Source organism: Lentzea sp. NPDC054927, from assembly GCF_053610285.1.
The window spans coordinates 226,864-242,774 of sequence record NZ_JBSGXZ010000003.1 but is presented as its reverse complement, the minus strand read 5'-3'; the positions used below and the strand labels follow the sequence as shown (position 1 = coordinate 242,774).

At 70.0% G+C, this 15,911-nt stretch carries 13 protein-coding genes; 9 read left to right on the top strand and 4 right to left on the bottom strand.

The window, feature by feature from the left end:
- Nucleotides 1–136: 136 nt before the first annotated feature.
- Nucleotides 137–2,893, bottom strand: a complete 2,757-nt coding sequence (locus tag ACWGE0_RS07430; RefSeq protein WP_452260077.1) for a sensor domain-containing protein — start codon at nt 2,891–2,893, stop codon at nt 137–139.
- 206 nt (nt 2,894–3,099) lie between these two features.
- Here ACWGE0_RS07430 and ACWGE0_RS07425 point away from each other — a divergent pair, with 206 nt between their 5' ends.
- The gene (locus ACWGE0_RS07425) at nt 3,100–4,260 is read left to right on the top strand and encodes a beta-ketoacyl synthase N-terminal-like domain-containing protein (protein ID WP_452260076.1); all 1,161 of its coding nucleotides are present in this window, start codon (nt 3,100–3,102) and stop codon (nt 4,258–4,260) included.
- Nucleotides 4,261–4,287: 27 nt separating this feature from the next.
- On the opposite strand, the gene ACWGE0_RS07420 is transcribed toward ACWGE0_RS07425, so the two are convergent.
- Both ACWGE0_RS07420 and ACWGE0_RS07415 read right to left on the bottom strand, forming a co-directional pair.
- Entirely contained in the window at nt 4,288–5,196 is a 909-nt protein-coding gene (locus ACWGE0_RS07420; protein WP_452260075.1) for an endonuclease/exonuclease/phosphatase family protein, read from the bottom strand.
- A 30-nt stretch (nt 5,197–5,226) separates the two neighbouring features.
- The gene (locus ACWGE0_RS07415; RefSeq protein ID WP_452260074.1) at nt 5,227–5,964 is read right to left on the bottom strand and encodes a D-Ala-D-Ala carboxypeptidase family metallohydrolase; all 738 of its coding nucleotides are present in this window, start codon (nt 5,962–5,964) and stop codon (nt 5,227–5,229) included.
- Nucleotides 5,965–6,117: 153 nt separating this feature from the next.
- Here ACWGE0_RS07415 and ACWGE0_RS07410 point away from each other — a divergent pair, with 153 nt between their 5' ends.
- The 8 genes from ACWGE0_RS07410 to ACWGE0_RS07375 all read left to right on the top strand — a co-directional run bounded on the left by ACWGE0_RS07410 (nt 6,118) and on the right by ACWGE0_RS07375 (nt 14,106).
- Entirely contained in the window at nt 6,118–6,471 is a 354-nt protein-coding gene (locus ACWGE0_RS07410) for an antibiotic biosynthesis monooxygenase family protein (RefSeq protein WP_452260073.1), read from the top strand.
- A 134-nt stretch (nt 6,472–6,605) separates the two neighbouring features.
- Nucleotides 6,606–8,114 carry a sugar ABC transporter ATP-binding protein gene (locus ACWGE0_RS07405; RefSeq protein ID WP_452260072.1) on the top strand — a complete coding sequence of 503 codons (1,509 nt, stop codon included), beginning with the start codon at nt 6,606–6,608 and terminating at the stop codon, nt 8,112–8,114.
- Complete coding sequence (locus tag ACWGE0_RS07400) at nt 8,111–9,136, top strand: ABC transporter permease (RefSeq protein ID WP_452260071.1); 1,026 nt, start codon at nt 8,111–8,113, stop codon at nt 9,134–9,136. The genes ACWGE0_RS07405 and ACWGE0_RS07400 overlap by 4 nt, the downstream gene beginning before the upstream one ends.
- Nucleotides 9,137–9,178: 42 nt before the next feature.
- Nucleotides 9,179–10,207 (top strand): substrate-binding domain-containing protein, encoded by a 1,029-nt coding sequence (locus tag ACWGE0_RS07395; RefSeq protein ID WP_452260070.1) that lies wholly within the window; start codon nt 9,179–9,181, stop codon nt 10,205–10,207.
- Between the two features lie 41 nt (nt 10,208–10,248).
- Entirely contained in the window at nt 10,249–11,388 is a 1,140-nt protein-coding gene (locus ACWGE0_RS07390; RefSeq protein ID WP_452260219.1) for a Gfo/Idh/MocA family protein, read from the top strand.
- 11 nt (nt 11,389–11,399) lie between these two features.
- Nucleotides 11,400–12,407, top strand: coding sequence for a sugar phosphate isomerase/epimerase family protein (locus ACWGE0_RS07385; protein WP_452260069.1), 1,008 nt, complete (start codon nt 11,400–11,402; stop codon nt 12,405–12,407).
- 39 nt (nt 12,408–12,446) lie between these two features.
- Nucleotides 12,447–13,667, top strand: a complete 1,221-nt coding sequence (locus ACWGE0_RS07380) for an ROK family protein (RefSeq protein ID WP_452260068.1) — start codon at nt 12,447–12,449, stop codon at nt 13,665–13,667.
- 100 nt (nt 13,668–13,767) lie between these two features.
- Nucleotides 13,768–14,106: a LuxR C-terminal-related transcriptional regulator gene (locus tag ACWGE0_RS07375; protein WP_452260067.1), complete on the top strand. Its 339-nt coding sequence runs from the start codon at nt 13,768–13,770 to the stop codon at nt 14,104–14,106.
- Here ACWGE0_RS07375 and ACWGE0_RS07370 read toward each other — a convergent pair.
- Entirely contained in the window at nt 14,073–15,785 is a 1,713-nt protein-coding gene (locus tag ACWGE0_RS07370) for a glycoside hydrolase family 76 protein (RefSeq protein WP_452260066.1), read from the bottom strand. The two genes, ACWGE0_RS07375 and ACWGE0_RS07370, sit on opposite strands and share 34 nt — an antisense overlap.
- Nucleotides 15,786–15,911 lie beyond the last annotated feature (126 nt).

The window sequence follows — 15,911 nt, the reverse complement described above, 5'->3', positions numbered from 1 at the left end:
CTTCCTGACGCTCGCAATCTGCCTGGCGGTGCCAGCTGCCAAGGAGGAACCGCCTGCGCTGATTTCCCTGGCGCTCACTGGTTGGCCGGCGGTACGGCGGCCGCGGGAGGAACTTCCCCGCTCACCTTCCCGGCGCTCACAGGTCCGCCAGCGGCACCGGCCGCCCCAGCAGGAACCCCTGCGCCTGGTCGCACCCGAGCGCCCGCAGGATCTCCAGCTGTTCCACCTGCTCCACCCCCTCGGCGATCACCGTCATGTCGACCGCGTGGGCCATGGCGATGATGCTCGTGACGATCGCCTCCGCCTCGTCGGAACGGCCCAGGCCCGCGGTGAACGACCGGTCGATCTTGAGCGTGTTCAGCGGCAGGGTGAGCAGCTGGGCGAGTGAGGAGTAGCCGGTGCCGAAGTCGTCGATGGCGAGTCGCACGCCCAGGTCGCGCAGCGCGGCGAGGGTGCGGGCGGCCAGGGCCGGGTCGCGGGTCAGGGCGCTTTCGGTGATCTCCAGGCACAGCGAGCTGGGATCGAGTCCTGCCTTGTGGGTGGCGTGCCGGATCGCGGACACGAGCCACGGGTCGTCGAGCTGGCGGGCCGACAGGTTCACGGTCAGCTTGAGCGACGGTGCCAGCACGGCGATCTCGCGGGTGGCGGTGTGCAGCATGTGGGCGCCGACGATGTTGATCAGGTCGCTTTCCTCGGCGAGCGGGATGAACTCGCAGGGGGAGATGAGGCCGTAGCGCGGGTGCGTCCAGCGCAGCAGGCCCTCGACGGCGGTGCGCCGGTGGGTGCGGAGGTCGACGATCGGCTGGTAGGCGAGCCACAGCTGGTCGCCCAGCGGTGCGGTGCGCAGGTCCTGCTCGAGTTGCAGGCGGCGCTGGATCTGGTCGCGCAGCTCGACGTCGAAGAACGCGATGCGGCCCCTGCCCCTGGTCTTCGCCTGGTACATCGCGAGGTCGGCGTCGCGGAGCAGGTCGGCGCCGTCGCGGGTGTCGCCCGCTTCGGCGAGCACGATGCCCACGCTCGCGTCGACGTGCAGTTGCCGTCCGTCCACCGAGATCGGCCGGTTGAGCTCGGCGCGGACGTGGTCCGCGAGGGCGGTCGCCTCGTCCGGGCCGGTCACCCCGTAGGCGATGACGGTGAACTCGTCACCCCCGAGCCTGCCCACGACGTCGCCGCGGCGGGAGCTCCTGCTCAGCCGCGTGCCGACGACCCTCAGCACCTCGTCGCCGGCGCTGTGACCGAGGGAGTCGTTGATGACCTTGAACTTGTCCAGGTCGATGAACAGCACCGCGGTGAGCCCCGACCGGTGGGCCCGCGCGGCAGGGCTGAGCCGGTTGATGGTCACCGTGCGGTTGCACAGGCCGGTCAACGCGTCGTGCGTCGCCTCGTGCTCCAGCCGGCTGTCGATCATGCGGCGTTCGGTGATGTCGGTGAACGACACGACGGTCGCCGACGGCAGCGTTCCGTCCTGGGCGAGCGCGCGGGCACTCAGCGACAACCACACGCGCGTGCCGTCCGGCCGCAGGGCGCGCAGGATCCGCCCGTGCTGCGATCTGCCGGTCGCCCTGGTGGTGGCCGACGGGTACTGCGACTGCGGGATCGGCTGGCCGGACTCGTCGTGCAGCTCGGCGAGCGACGCCGGCTGGCCGATCACCTCCTGCGCGCGGATGCCGAGGATCCGTTCGGCCGCGGGGTTGACGGACTCGACGAGGCCCGTGGCGCCGACGACCAGCACGCCTTCCTCGATGGCGGCGACCACCGCCGTGAAGTGATGCTCCGCCCGTCTGCGCGCGGTCTCGTCCGCGCAGATCAGCACATAGCCGCCGTCCATCCGCGCGACCGACACCCGCACCGCCAGCGCGCCGCCGTCCGAACGCCGGTGCACCGCGTGGACCACACCGCCCGCCTCCAGCACCGCCACCGGGTCCAGCGGCGCACCGACCACCTGACCGATGGACTGCCCGATCGCGTCGGCGGCGCGCCGGCCGTAGACGTCCTCCGCGCTGCGGTTCCAGCTCGTCACCACGCCGTCGGAGGTGGTCGCGATGAGAGCGTCGCTCACGTGCGCGGCAAGAGCGGCCTGGTAACGCAACGCCGCCGCGGCCGCCTTCTGCTCGGTGACGTCCCGCATGATCACCTGGAAGGCGGGTCTGCCCTGCCACGTCGTGCGCACCGAGACCGACTCGATGTCGGTGGTGCCGCCGTCGAACCGGACCAGCACGGCGTCCGCCGGGTCGCTCGTCGCGCCCGGCTCGGTGAGCTTCGAAATCCTGCGCAGCATCTCGGCCTGCGAGTCGGGGTGGACGAAGTCGGTGATCGGCCGGCCGAGGACGTCGGCCTCCGACCGTGCCCGCACGAACTGGACGGCCGCCGGGTTCGCGTAGACGAGCACACCCGCCTCGTGCACCACGATCGCCTCGGGAGCGAGGTCCACCAACAGCCGGTAGCGGTCGGCGAGGTCCGCGAGCTCCTGCTGCTGGGTGTGCCGCCGGGTCACGTCGGCGACGACGCCCACCAGGGCCCGTGCGGAGTCGTGGGTCGAGACGCGGGCTCGGAACTGGAGCCAGCGCGTGCCGGCCGGGGTCTCGAGGGGCTGCTCCAGCTCGAAGTCCTCCCACGCCGGCGCCGTCCTCGCGGCCACGGTCAGCGGTGCGGTCAGCTCGGCCAGCCGGGCGCGCACGGTGTCCTGGTTCGCGCGGGGCACGCCGATCACCACGTCGATGCCCGGCATCCATCCGAGCTGGTCAGCGCCGAGGTCAAGCCACCACACGACGGCGGCGCCGACCGAGAGCGAGAGTTCGACCAGCAGTTCGTGGTCGAATCCGGCGTCACCGATCAGGCCGCTCACGTCTTGGCTCCCAGATCCGACGTCCCGGGAGCGCGGTGGCGTGGCCATCGTGAAGTCCTACTACACACTCGACCAGAACCGCATCCGTCTGGCGTGAACATGGTGTGCCGTTATATCCGGTCGACGGAACCGTCCGATGATCAGGGTTCGTTCACGAATGTCCATTGTGGACTCGTCAGGTTTCTCGCTACGAGCTGGTTTACACCGTTATCCTCCTGACAGAGGTGTCGGCCCTCGGTAAGGGGGACCTGGTTGTGGTCGCGCGAGGTGTGGGTATCTGCGGAATCGGCGTGGTCAGCGGGTACGGGTGGAACCGCAGGTCGCTCTGGGAGGGCCTGGTCAGCGGCAAGCCCGCCGCCGCGATCGTTCCCGAGCTGGGCCGGTTCCCCGGTGACACGGTCTGGGCGGCGCGGGTCGACGAGGGCGGTGACCCGGTGGACGGGCCGAGCAGGTTCGCGCGGGCCATGCGAGCCGCCGCCAGAGAAGCCATCGAGGACGCGGGCACCCGCGGCTGGCAGCCGGGCCGCCGGGTCGGCCTGCTGCACGCGGTCGTGCTGGGCGAGGTGGACCTGTGGCGCGACTTCTACGTCACGCGCGGTGGCAAGCTGCCGGTGCACGACTACCTGGCCTTGATGCCGTCCACACCGATGTCGACGTTGATGCAGGAATACGGTTTCCACGGGCCCGCCATGAACGTCTCGGCGATGTGCGCGTCGGGCAACGCCGGCCTGCTCACCGCGATGGCGTGGCTGGACGCGGGAATCGTCGACGACGTGGTGTTCGTCGCGACGGATCTTTCGCTCACCCCGGAGAACGTCTCCCACTTCGTCCGGCTCGGCGTGGCGATCGTGGACGCGGAGCCGCTCGACGCGTGCCGCCCGTTCCAGGAGGGGAGCAGAGGTTTCGTGATGGGCGAAGCGTCGGTGGCGTTCGTCCTCTCGCGCCGTGCGTCGGTTCCCTACGCCCTCACGCTCGGTGGTGCGATGTCGCACGACGCGTACCACGTGACGTCGATCGATCCACGGCTCGACCAGATCACCAGCTGCTTCTCCGACGCGCTGGACAACTCCGCGGTGAGCGCGTCCGACGTGCGCTACCTCAACGCGCACGGCCCGGGCACCGCGCAGTGCGACACCGCCGAGGCGGCCGTGCTGGAGCAGCTGTTCGGACCGGACACCGGGATCTACTCGGTGAAACCGCTGACCGGACACTGTCAGGGCGCGGCTTCGGCGATCGAGGTCGCGGTGACCGCGATGGCGTACGACAGCGGGATGATCCCGGCGCCACCGACGGTCGCACCAGGACATCCGCGGCTGCTGGACGGTCCGACACCGCTCGTCGGCGGCCTCACCATCAAGTCGTCGCTCGGCATGGGCGGCCACAACTCCGTGGTCGTGCTGGCACCGCCCGCCTGACGTGTCAGGCGGGCGGTGGTCACGCGCTCACGGCTTGGTCAGGCGAACCAGGAACCCGTCGTGGTCGGTGTGGGTCAGGCCGTACTTGGTGGTGCTGACGAACGCGTTGTCGCTGGAGAACACCACGTGCTGCACGTCGCCGTCCCCCTTGCGGACGTGGCCGGACGGGACGCACTTCTGCGCGTTCTCCGGATCGGCGGTGTCGTACTCCAGGTTGAAGTCGCCACCGACGATCGTCTTGCCGCTGAGACCCTCGGCGGACCGGATGTTCGGCACGACGTCGAACAGCAGCGCCCGGCACTGGGCCAGCGCGACCGGCTCACTGCTCGCCGACAGATGCGTCGCACACGCCAGATGGTCTCCAACGGCGTAGGCGCACGCGAACGTGCGTTGCTCGTTGCCGCTGTCCTGGGTCGTGTACTTGCCGTTCCACGCCTTGACGCCCTGGTAGCCGGCGGCGGGAACACGACCAAGCACCGCGTTGCCGTAGTCCTGGCCGTTGGTGCACTTCACCGGCGTACCGGTGTCGCGCCTGACCGCCGGGTTGAAGACGTGGTAGATCCGGTCACCTGGCCAGGCCTGGGCCAGCGCCGGCGCCAGCCGGTCGGGCACGTCGTTGGCGCAGATCTCGTTGAGCGTCACGAGGTTCGGACGCACCTGGGAGATCAGGCCGGCGGCTTCGGGGATCGAGCGGCCCTGCGAGTAGCACCCGGCGATTCCGCTGTTGCACAGGTTCAGCTGGAGCTCCCAGAACCTGTCGGCGGCGATCGAGGGCGTTGCGGGCCCTGTCGTGGCAGGCAGCACCACCGCCGTTGCCTGCACGTACTCGGCCCTGTCCGGAGCCGCTGCCGCGCTCGACCCCGGCGCCACCACGCTCGCCAGCAGAGCCAGCCCTCCGGCTAACGCCAGCTTCCGACCTGCACTTCCTCGAGACATCGTTCCCCTTACCGCGCAACGGATTTCAGGTCAGCCTGACACGCCGCAGTTCGGGGCGGACCAGAAGCGGGAAGACTTGTGGGCGACGTGCACGTGGTCGTTGTGTCCCGTGTAGCCCGGTCCGAGGATCTCGTTGAAGCCGTGGTTGCGTGCCTGCTGGGCCAGCGCGCAGAAGCCCTGCGGTCCGGCGCCCAGGTCGACGGCGTCGCCGTACAGGTGACGACTGCCGGCCGCGCCGCCGACGGCGTTGTTGCACGCGACGCTGCGGAAGCCGCCGTTGACGTCGATCGGCCTGTCACCCATGGCGTGCCGCATGGCCTGCAGCTTCCACATGGACACCAGGGCGTTGGCGCGCGCGGTCGCCGCGGAGACGTTGCCGCCGGACCAGTCGGAGTTGCAGTTGTTCAACTCGTCATAGGTGAAGTTGATCGGCGTGCAGTCGTTGTCCTGCAGCGCGTAGATCTTCGCGAACGTCGCGGGCCCGGCGATGCCGTCCGCACCGAGACCGTAAGCCTGCTGGAAACGGGTGACGGCAGCCTTCGTGCCGGCCCCGAACTGCCCGTCGAGGCTGAGCACACCGCCGTAGCCGGGGTAACCGGCGACACGGATCTGAAGCTGCCGCACGTCCTCGCCCGATGCGCCTTGCGCGAGGTTGCGGCCCCAGGTGTAGCAGGCGTCGGCCGCGACGGGGTCCTCCGCCGCGGCGGCAGGTGCGACACCGACGCCGGCGAGCAGGGCGAGGACGGGTAAGAGCAAGCGGAGTTTCATGACAGCGCCAACCTTTCGATCACAGGGAGGTGCAGCGTGTCGAGTTCCCGTGAGGGTTGTCAATGACCCACCAAATGAACTCCTAGTTAGGCGCCGAGGAACCACCCGGATAGCCGATGTCACAGATTCGGGCCGGGTCCGGTCTAAGCGGACATGAGTCGATCCCTGGAGTCGAAGACCGGCGTCCACGAGCCGGTCACCGTGATCAAGAACTACACGGTGCCGGCCGGTGAGGCCGAGTACTTCGTCGATGTGTACCGGGAGAACGCGCGGATCATGTCGTCCCAGCCTGGTTTTCTCCGCTCCCGTCTGCACCGGGCCTTCGCCGAGACGCCTCAGGTGCGGTTCGTCCACATCGCCGAGTGGCGGTCAGGCGCCGAGCTCGACGAAGCCACGTCCAATCCCGAGTGGCTTGCCTCGCTGCGCCGGATGTTCGACGATCCCGGTCTGCACATCACCTCGGAGCCCGCCGCCTACCGGGTCGTGGTCGAGCTTCATCCCTCCTGACCGCGGTCAAGGAAAAAGTTGGCCGATATGTGCCACCTCGACAACCTTGCCGGGCCGGCGACCGCTCATTAGCTTGACAGTTCTTAAGGCCGAATTCCTTTCTGGCACAACAGTTGCCGGGGCCGGAGGACTCAATGGTGAGCTCGGCACTGCTGTCGGTCCAGGGTGTGGTGAAGCGCTTTCCCGGCGTGACGGCGCTGCAGGGCGTGGACTTCGAGGTGCGCGCGGGTGAGGTGCACTGCCTGCTCGGGCAGAACGGCGCGGGCAAGTCGACGCTGATCAAGGTGCTGTCCGGCGCGCACCGTCCGGACGAGGGCGAGATCCGCTGGCGGGGCGAGGTCGTGTCGTTCGGCAACCCGACCGCCGCGATGCGCAGCGGGGTGGCCGCCATCTACCAGGAGCTGGACCTGGTGGCGGGTTTGTCGGTGTCCGACAACGTGTTCCTCGGCCACGAACTGTCCACAGCGGGCTTCAGCCGGCGGTCCGAGGCGCGGCGCAGGACCCGCGCGTTGCTGGATCGGCTGGGGCATCCGGAGATTTCGCCCGACCGCGACGTCGGCCGGTTGTCCGTGGCCCACCAGCAGGTCGTCAGCATGGCGCGGGCGCTGTCGCTGGACGGGCAGCTGCTGATCATGGACGAGCCGTCGGCCGTTCTGGACCCGGACGAGGTGCGGGTGCTGTTCGGGGTCATCAGGGAGCTCACCGCCCAGGGCGTGGCCGTCGTGTACATCTCGCACCGCCTGGCGGAGATCAGGGAGATCGGCGACCGGGTGACCGTGCTCAAGGACGGCAGCACCGTCGCGACGGGTCTGTCCGCACGCGACACGAAGACCTCGGAACTGATCGGGTTGATGACCGGACGTGTCCTGGACAACGTGTTCCCGCAACGGAAACCGGTCGACCCGGCCGCACCTGAAGTGCTGAAGGTGCGCGGACTGGCCGACAAGAGCCGTTTCCGCGACGTCGACCTCACGGTGCGCGCCGGCGAGGTGGTCGGGCTCGCGGGTCTCGTCGGATCGGGCCGCTCGGAGATCCTGGAGACGATCTACGGCGCGCGCAAAGCAGCGGACGGCACCGTCGAGGTCGACGGAAGACAACTCCGGCGGGGGAGCGTCGGTGCGGCCGTGCGCGCGGGGATGGGGTTGTGCCCGGAGGAGCGCAAGAGCCAGGGGTTGTTGCTGGACCAGGCCGTGTACCGCAACATCACCGTCTCGTCGCTCCAGTCGTTCGCCACGTTCGGGTTCCTGGACGACCGCGCCGAACGCGTCCGCGCCACCAAGCTCACCGAAGCGCTGGACGTCCGCCCGGCCGGTGTGGACCGCGTGGTGCGAGGACTGTCCGGCGGCAACCAGCAGAAGGTCGTGCTCGCGCGGTGGCTGCTGCGGGAGTGCCGGGTGCTGCTGCTGGACGAACCCACCCGCGGCGTGGACGTGGGCGCGCGCAGCGAGATCTACGAGCTCATCCGCGCCCTGGCGGACCAGGGGGTCGCCGTGGTCGTGGTGTCGAGCGACGTGGAGGAGGTCCTGGGGCTGGCCGACCGGGTCCTGGTGGTGCGCGAGGGGCAGGTCGTCCACGACGGCCCGGCCGACGAGATCGACGAGTCCCGGGTCCTCGACCTGGTCATGGAAGGACACGCCGCATGAGCGAGGACACCGCCGCCGTGGCCGCGCCGCACAGAACCCCGGTCGCGAGGGAATCCAGCGTCACGGCGCTGCTCGCCTCCCCGGCCGGGCGCAACACCGGTCTCGTGGTCGCCCTGATCCTGTTGTGCATCGGTGGTGTGGTCACCGCCGGCGACCGGTTCGCCGACATCGACAACGTGCTCACCATCCTGCGGCTCGCCGCGGTCATCGGTGTCGTGAGCATCGGCATGACGTTCGTGATCACCGGCGGCGGGATCGACCTGTCGGTGGGCGCGATCGTCGCGCTGTCGTCGGTGTGGGCGACAACCCTTGCCACCCAAGGGATCGCCAACGACACGCACTGGATCGTCATCGTGTTCACCGCGCTGCTGGTGGGCGGGGCGTGCGGGCTGGTCAACGGCATGCTCATCGCCTACGGCCGGGTCGTGGCGTTCATCGCGACCCTGGCGAGCCTGGCCGCCGCCCGCGGTCTCGCCGAGATCATCTCCAACCGCAAGACGCAGATCGTGAACGTGCCCGGCTTCGCCGCGTTCTTCGACGCATCGGTTCTGGGGGTACCGGTGCTCGTGGTGATCTTCGCGGTGGTGGCGGTGGCCGGATGGGTGCTGCTCAACCGCACCACATTCGGTCGCCGCACGTTCGCCGTCGGCGGCAACCCGGAGGCGGCGCGGCTGGCCGGCATCGACGTGCGGCGGCACACCGTGTGGCTGTACACGTTGCTCGGCCTGTGCTGCGGGCTGGCCGCCGTCATGCTGATCGCCCGCACCACGACCGGCAGCGCGACCCACGGTGGCCTGTACGAGCTCGACGCGATCGCCGCGGTCGTGATCGGCGGCACGCTGCTCACCGGCGGCCGCGGCACGATCGCGGGCACCGTCTTCGGCGTCCTGATCTTCACCACGCTGTCGAACGTCTTCACCCTCAACAACCTCTCCATCTCCGCCCAGGCCGTCGCGAAGGGCGCGATCATCGTGGTCGCCGTCCTCCTCCAGCAGCGGCTCGCAAGACGCAGCGGCGCCTGACGCCGCAACCACGACCGCTGCCACCCGAGGAGACAGAAACCCATGCGATTCAAGAGAGTCACTCTTCTCGTCGCCGCCTCAGCACTCGCGCTCACCGCGTGCACGGGCAACACACCGGAGAACAACGGCGGAGGGAACCAGAGCGGCGGCGTGAAGGTCGCCAACGACGAGCCGGGCAAGAAGGTCGTCATCGGCTTCTCCGCACCGGCCGCCGACCACGGCTGGATGGCCGCGATCACCGACGCCGCCAAGAAGGAGGCCGCCAAGTACTCCGATGTGGAGCTGCGCGTCGTCGAGGGCACCAACGACCCCAACCTCCAGATCAGCCAGGTCGAGACGTTCATCAACGACAAGGTGGACGCGATCGTCCTGCTGCCCTTCGACGGTGCCGCGCTCACCCCGGTCGCCCTCAAGGCCATGAAGGCCGGCATCACCGTGATCAACGTGGACCGCCAGTTCGACAGCCCGTTCGCCGCGAGGTCCACGGTGCTGGGCGACAACTACGGCATGGGCGTGTCCGCGGGCACGTACGTCTGCGAGCGGCTGAAGGGCAAGACGGACGCCGTGGTCGCGGAGATCGCCGGCATCGACTCGCTGCCGTTGACCCAGGACCGCAGCAAGGGCTTCGCGGAGGCACTCGCGGGCTGCGGGCTGAAGGTCAGCAACCGCGTCGCGGCCGAGTTCACCGTGGAGAGCGGTGAGAAGGCCGCCGCGAACCTGCTGCAGGCCGCACGCAAGATCGACGCCATCTGGAACCACGACGACGACCAGGGCGTCGGCGTCACCGCGGCGATCAAGAACTCCGGCCGCAGCGAGTTCTTCATGGTCGGTGGCGCGGGATCGGCGAACGTGATGCGCGAGATCAAGGCGGACAACGGCCCGCACAAGGCGACTGTGATCTACCCGTCCACCCAGGGCGCCGACGGCATTCGGCTGGCGCGGCTCGCGGTGCAGAACAAGAGCCTCGGCGACCTCGTCGAGGTGGAGGTCCCTCGTGAGGTCCAGCTGTACGCCCCGGTCGTCACGAAGGACAACGTCGACCGCTACCTGCCGACCGCCTTCGAGTCCTGAGAACACGAGAGGACCGCACGGTGACTGAACTTGGCATCGCGATGGTCGGCCACGCCTTCATGGGAGCCGCGCACTCCCAGGCGTGGCGGGTCGCGCCGCGCTTCTTCGACCTGCCGGTGCGGCCGGTGATGTCGGTCCTGTGCGGCCGTGACGCCGACCGCACGCGGGCCGCGGCCGAGCGGCTGGGCTGGGCGGAGGCCGTGACCGACTGGAAGTCCGTGCTGGACCGCGACGACGTGCACGTGGTGGACATCTGCACGCCGGGTGACACCCACGCCGAGATCGCGGTCGCCGCCCTGGACGCGGGCAAGCACGTGCTGTGCGAGAAGCCGATGGCCAACAGCGTCGCCGAAGCGGTCGCCATGGCGGAGGCCGCCTCCCGGGCAGCCGAACGCGGCGTGCGCGCGATGGTCGGGTTCAGCTACCGGCGAGTGCCTGCCCTGGGCCTGGCCCGTGACCTGGTCGCCCAGGGCAGGCTGGGACGGATCCACCACGTCCGCGCCCAGTACCTCCAGGACTGGATCGTCGACCCGGCCGCGCCGCTCTCGTGGCGGCTGGACAAGGACAAGGCCGGCTCCGGCGCGCTGGGCGACATCGGCGCGCACATCGTCGACGCCACCCAGTTCATCCTCGGCGACGCGATCAGCGAGGTCATGGGGACGTTGGTGACGTTCGTGCCGGAGCGTCCGCTGGCCTCCACCCACTCCGGTCTGTCCGGTACCGCCGCAACCGGGCAGACCGGGCCGGTCACCGTCGACGACGCCGCGCTGTTCCTGGCGCGCTTCGCCGGCGGTGCGCTCGGCTCCTTCGAGGCCACGCGGTTCGCCAACGGCCGCAAGAACGCGCTGCGCATCGAGGTCAACGGCTCGGCGGGCAGCCTGGCCTTCGACTTCGAGGACATGAACGTGCTGCAGTTCTTCGACGGCACCGAGGACTCCGCCGTCGCGGGGTTCCGGCGGATCATGGTCACCGAGCCGGGACACCCGTACGTGGCCGCCTGGTGGCCCGCCGGGCACGGTCTGGGCTACGAGCACGCGTTCACCCACCAGGCCGTGGACTTCGTGCGGGCCGTGGCGGAGGGATCGAACCCCGCGCCGTCGTTCGCCGACGGGCTCCAGGTGCAACGCGTCCTCGCCGCCGTCGAGGACAGCGCGGCATCCGGTTCGTGGCAACAGGTCTGAGGAGGAGAGACATGGCACGCCCGATCACGTTGTTCACCGGTCAGTGGGCCGACCTGCCGTTCGAGGAGGTCGCCAGGCTGGCATCCGGCTGGGGCTACGACGGCCTGGAGATCGCCTGCTGGGGCGACCACCTCGACCCGTGGCGGGCCGCGGAGGACGACGACTACGTCGCGGACCGGCTCGCGATCCTCGCCAAGCACGACCTGAAGGTGTGGGCGATCTCCAACCACCTCACCGGTCAGGCCGTGTGCGACGACCCCATCGACGAGCGGCACCAGGGCATCCTGTCCGCCCGCAACTGGGGTGACGGGGATCCCGAGGGCGTGCGGCAGCGGGCGGCGGAGGAGATGAAGGCGACCGCGCGGGCCGCGGCCAGGCTCGGCGTCGACACCGTCGTCGGGTTCACCGGCTCGTCGATCTGGAAGACCGTCGCGATGTTCCCGCCGGCGCCCGCCTCGATGATCGACGCGGGCTACCAGGACTTCGCCGACCGCTGGAACCCGATCCTGGACGTGTTCGACGAGGTCGGCGTCCGGTTCGCGCACGAGGTGCACCCGTCCGAGATCGCCTACGACTACTGGACGTGCGTCCGCGCGCTGGAGGCGATCGGGCACCGGCCGGCGTTCGGCCTCAACTGGGACCCGTCGCACTTCGTCTGGCAGGACCTCGACCCGGTCGGCTTCCTGTGGGACTTCCGCGACCGGATCTACCACGTCGACTGCAAGGACGCCCGGCGCCAGGTCGGCAACGGGCGCAACGGCCGGATGGGCTCGCACCTGGCGTGGGGTGACCCGCGGCGCGGCTGGGACTTCGTCTCGACCGGACGCGGTGACGTGCCGTGGGAGCAGTCGTTCCGGATGCTCAACACCATCGGCTACTCCGGTCCGATCAGCGTCGAGTGGGAGGACGCTGGGATGGACCGGCTCGTCGGCGCACCCGAGGCGCTGGAGTTCATTCGCCGCAACGCCTTCGACCCGCCGTCGGCCTCGTTCGACGCCGCGTTCAGCTCCGGGGGCTGACCTCGCACGGTCTTCTGGTTCCGATGTGACAATTGTTCGATGGAGAGCACCTTGGGTGTAGAGGCGGGATCGCCGGCCGCTGTGCTGCGCATGCTGATGGACGGCAGCCCGCGCACCCGAGCGGAGATCGTGGCCGCGACCGGTCTCGCCCGTTCCACGGTGCGGGCCAGGCTGGACCTGCTGGTGGCCGCCGGGCTGGTCAGCGACAGCGGCACGGGGGAGTCCACCGGCGGCCGCCCGGCCGGCCGGTTCGGCTTCAACCCCGGCGCCCACCTGGTGCTGGCGGCCGAGGTGGGCGCCACCCACGCCACCGTCGCCGTGTCCGACCTGGGCTGCCGGTTGCTCGCCGTCGAACAGGTGGACCTCGACATCGCGGACGGCCCGGCCGCGATCCTGTCGCTCCTGGTCACGACCTGGCGCTCGTTGCTGAAGACCGTCGAGGCCACGGAGATCGCCGGTGTGGGCATCGGCCTGCCGGGCCCGGTCGAGCACTCCACCGGCCGGCCGAACAACCCGCCGATCATGCCGGGCTGGGACGGGTTCGACGTGCCGGCGGCGATCGCGGCGGAGTTCGACGTGCCGGTGCTGGTCGACAACGAGGTCAACCTGATGGCGCTGGGCGAGCACACCGCCTCGCACCCGGACGTGGCGCACATGATCGTGGTGAAGGCGGCGACCGGCATCGGCGCGGGCCTGATCAGCAACGGCGTGCTGCACCGCGGTGCGGCGGGCGCGGCGGGGGACCTCGGGCACATCAGGGTGCCGGAGGGTGGCGAGGCGCTGTGCCGGTGCGGCAACACCGACTGCCTGGAAGCTGTGGCCGCCGGTCCCGCGCTGGCGGCGAAGCTGCGGGACCTCGGGCATCCCGCGCACTCGACGGCCGAGGTGGTGAACCTGGTCCGTTCCGGCAACCTCGAGGCCGGCCGCGTCGTGCGGCAGGCGGGCAGGGACATCGGCGAGGTGCTCGCCGGGTGCGTGAGCATGTTCAACCCGTCGCTGGTGGTCATCGGCGGCCTGCTGGCGGAGGCGGGCGAGATGCTGCTGGCGGGCGTGCGCGAGTCGATCTACCGGCGCTCGCTCCCGCTGGCCACCGAGAACCTGCGGATCGTCGCGTCGGGCGCCGGGGTGACCGCCGGGGCGTTGGGCGCGGCGGCGATGGTCGTGCGGCACGTGTTGTCGCCGGAGGTGCTGGACGCGCGGCTGGGCGAGGTCGCTGCCGGCTCCACGGGTGAGGTGCAGCTGTCTTCGCACGCGACCTAGCAGGGTATTGGCGGCGTTCGACCTGAAGATGCGTGCATTCTGACATCGAGGTACGGACTTTTGATTGACAGCCGCCAATAGTCCGGCTTACCGTCGCCTCATGGCTGTGACCCGCACAACACCGGGGGTGCTCGCACACCCGGTCACGCTGCCGCGCCCCAGGCGTGAGCACTTCGGTGGCGATCACACGGTGGCCGTGGGCAAGGAGCCCTCGGTGGCGACGCAGCGCCTGCTGCGGCTCATGCGGACCGGCGCGACCGACCGCGCGATCGCCCGTGAACTGGACATCAGCCTGCGCACCCTGAACCGGCGCATCGCACGCCTGCAGTCGATGCTCGGCGTGCAGTCGCGGTTCCAGCTCGGCGTGGTCGCCGCCCAACTGGAGTGGCTCTCACCGGCTGATGGTCACCCGATGAGCGCGCCCAGCCCGCTCGCCTGAGTGCGCCAGTCGACCTGGTTGGGGCTTCCACCGGCCCAGCGCTGCCCGATCCGGTTGAGCGCGTCGCGGTCGGCGGCCCAGATCGAGTCGGACTGCTGACGTGCGAACTGGTGGTACGCCGTGGAGTTCGTCGCCTTCGCCAGGTCCGTGAAGTAGCGCATGAAGATGCCCTTGAACTGCTTTTGGTTGTCGTCACAGGAGTTCTGGCCGACGTCGCACGACTCGGTGAGCACTCCGTTGCGGGTCAGCAGCGGGCTGGCCACCGCGGCATCCGCCAGACGCCTGGCCGCGTCGAGGAACTCGGCCTCGCCGGTGGCGCGCCACACCTCGACCAGACCACCGATCCCGAGGCCCTGGTTGTAACTCCACACCGTCTGGCCGTTGTTGCGGCAGTCGCGCGTCAGCCCGTCGTTGACCAGGCCCGCGGAGTTGATCAGCCCGCTGCCGAGGTACCACCGGGCGGCGGTGCGGGATCGCTGCAGCCACACCGAGTCGCCCGGCGTGCGGCGGTGCACCGACGCGGCCAGCCGCAGGTACAGGCCGCTGGTGACGGCGTTCTTGTAGGTGCGCTCCCGATCCCACCAGACGCCACCGCCGCACGAGCCCGGATCCCAGTACTGGTGCACGTATCCGGCGATCCTGGTGGCCATCGCGAGGTAGCGCGGGTCGCGGGTGCGGTCGTAGGCGGCGATCCAGGTGAGGCCCCACCAGGCGCTGTCGTCGATCGAGCGGCTGATGAAGTCGCCCTCGATCGGGTCGGTGCCGCGCTGACCCGCCGCGAACGGGCCGCGGTTCACGTCGAACGTGCGCGCGATGACCCAGTCGTACTCGCGGGTGCCGGAGTCGATCACCGTCGTGAGCGTCGCTGCCGAGTTCCACCAGCTGCTCGGCCACCAGCCGGGGGAGGGGTCGTAGGAGTACATCAGCGCGTCCGCGGCCGCCCGTGCCCTGGTCGGTGCGGGTCGTGCCCAGGCAGTGCAACTTCCTTGCTGGTGGGCGGCTTCCCGTCCGCAGGCGCGCACGGCCCCGCCGTAGTGACGTCCGCGTGGATCCCGCGTGGCGAACATCGTGGTGCGGGTCGTGGTCGCGCCGGCGGCTGTCGCGGTCCGGCCGAGCGACGAACCTCCCGGCCAGCTGGCGCCGCTGTCCCAGGACCGGTCGAGCCACACCTCGTCACCCTGTCCGCCGGCCTCGATGCTCGCCCACGCCATGGAGTTCTGATCGATGTGCAACCTGATCACCCGGCCGAACAACGTGGTCGGCGGCACCGGCTGACTGTCCCCGTTGGCCTGCCCCGCGTCGGTCCGGTCGCAGGTCACGTCGCACACAGTGGGATAGATCCAGTCCGTGCACGTCACCGCGTTGGCGTCGCCGCACGCGCGAATCAGGCCGCGCCGGTGGTGGCCGGGATCGGTCACGTTGTACATCAGCGTTCTCGTGCCCGTCCACGTGCCGGGGATGCTCGCCCTGCCCAGCAAGCCTTCCCAGCTGGCACCGCCGTCCCAGGAGCGGTCCAGCCAGACCGAGTCGCCGGCAACACCGTTGTCGATGCTTGCCCAGGCCATGCCGTCCAGGTCGGACGCGTGCAGCACCAGCCGCCGGCCGTTGATCAGCCGTTCGGGCACCGGGAACGTCTCCTGCTTGGCCTGCGAGGGATCGAGCGTGTCGCAGGCCAACACGCAGACCACTGCGGCTGTAGCTGGAGTCGTGGCCGTGCTGGGTGGCGGCGGTGGAGTGGGAAGTGCTGCCAGCAAAAGGAAAGCAACGATGAGGTTCAGCACGTCGACCACACCCCGGCGCTCGTG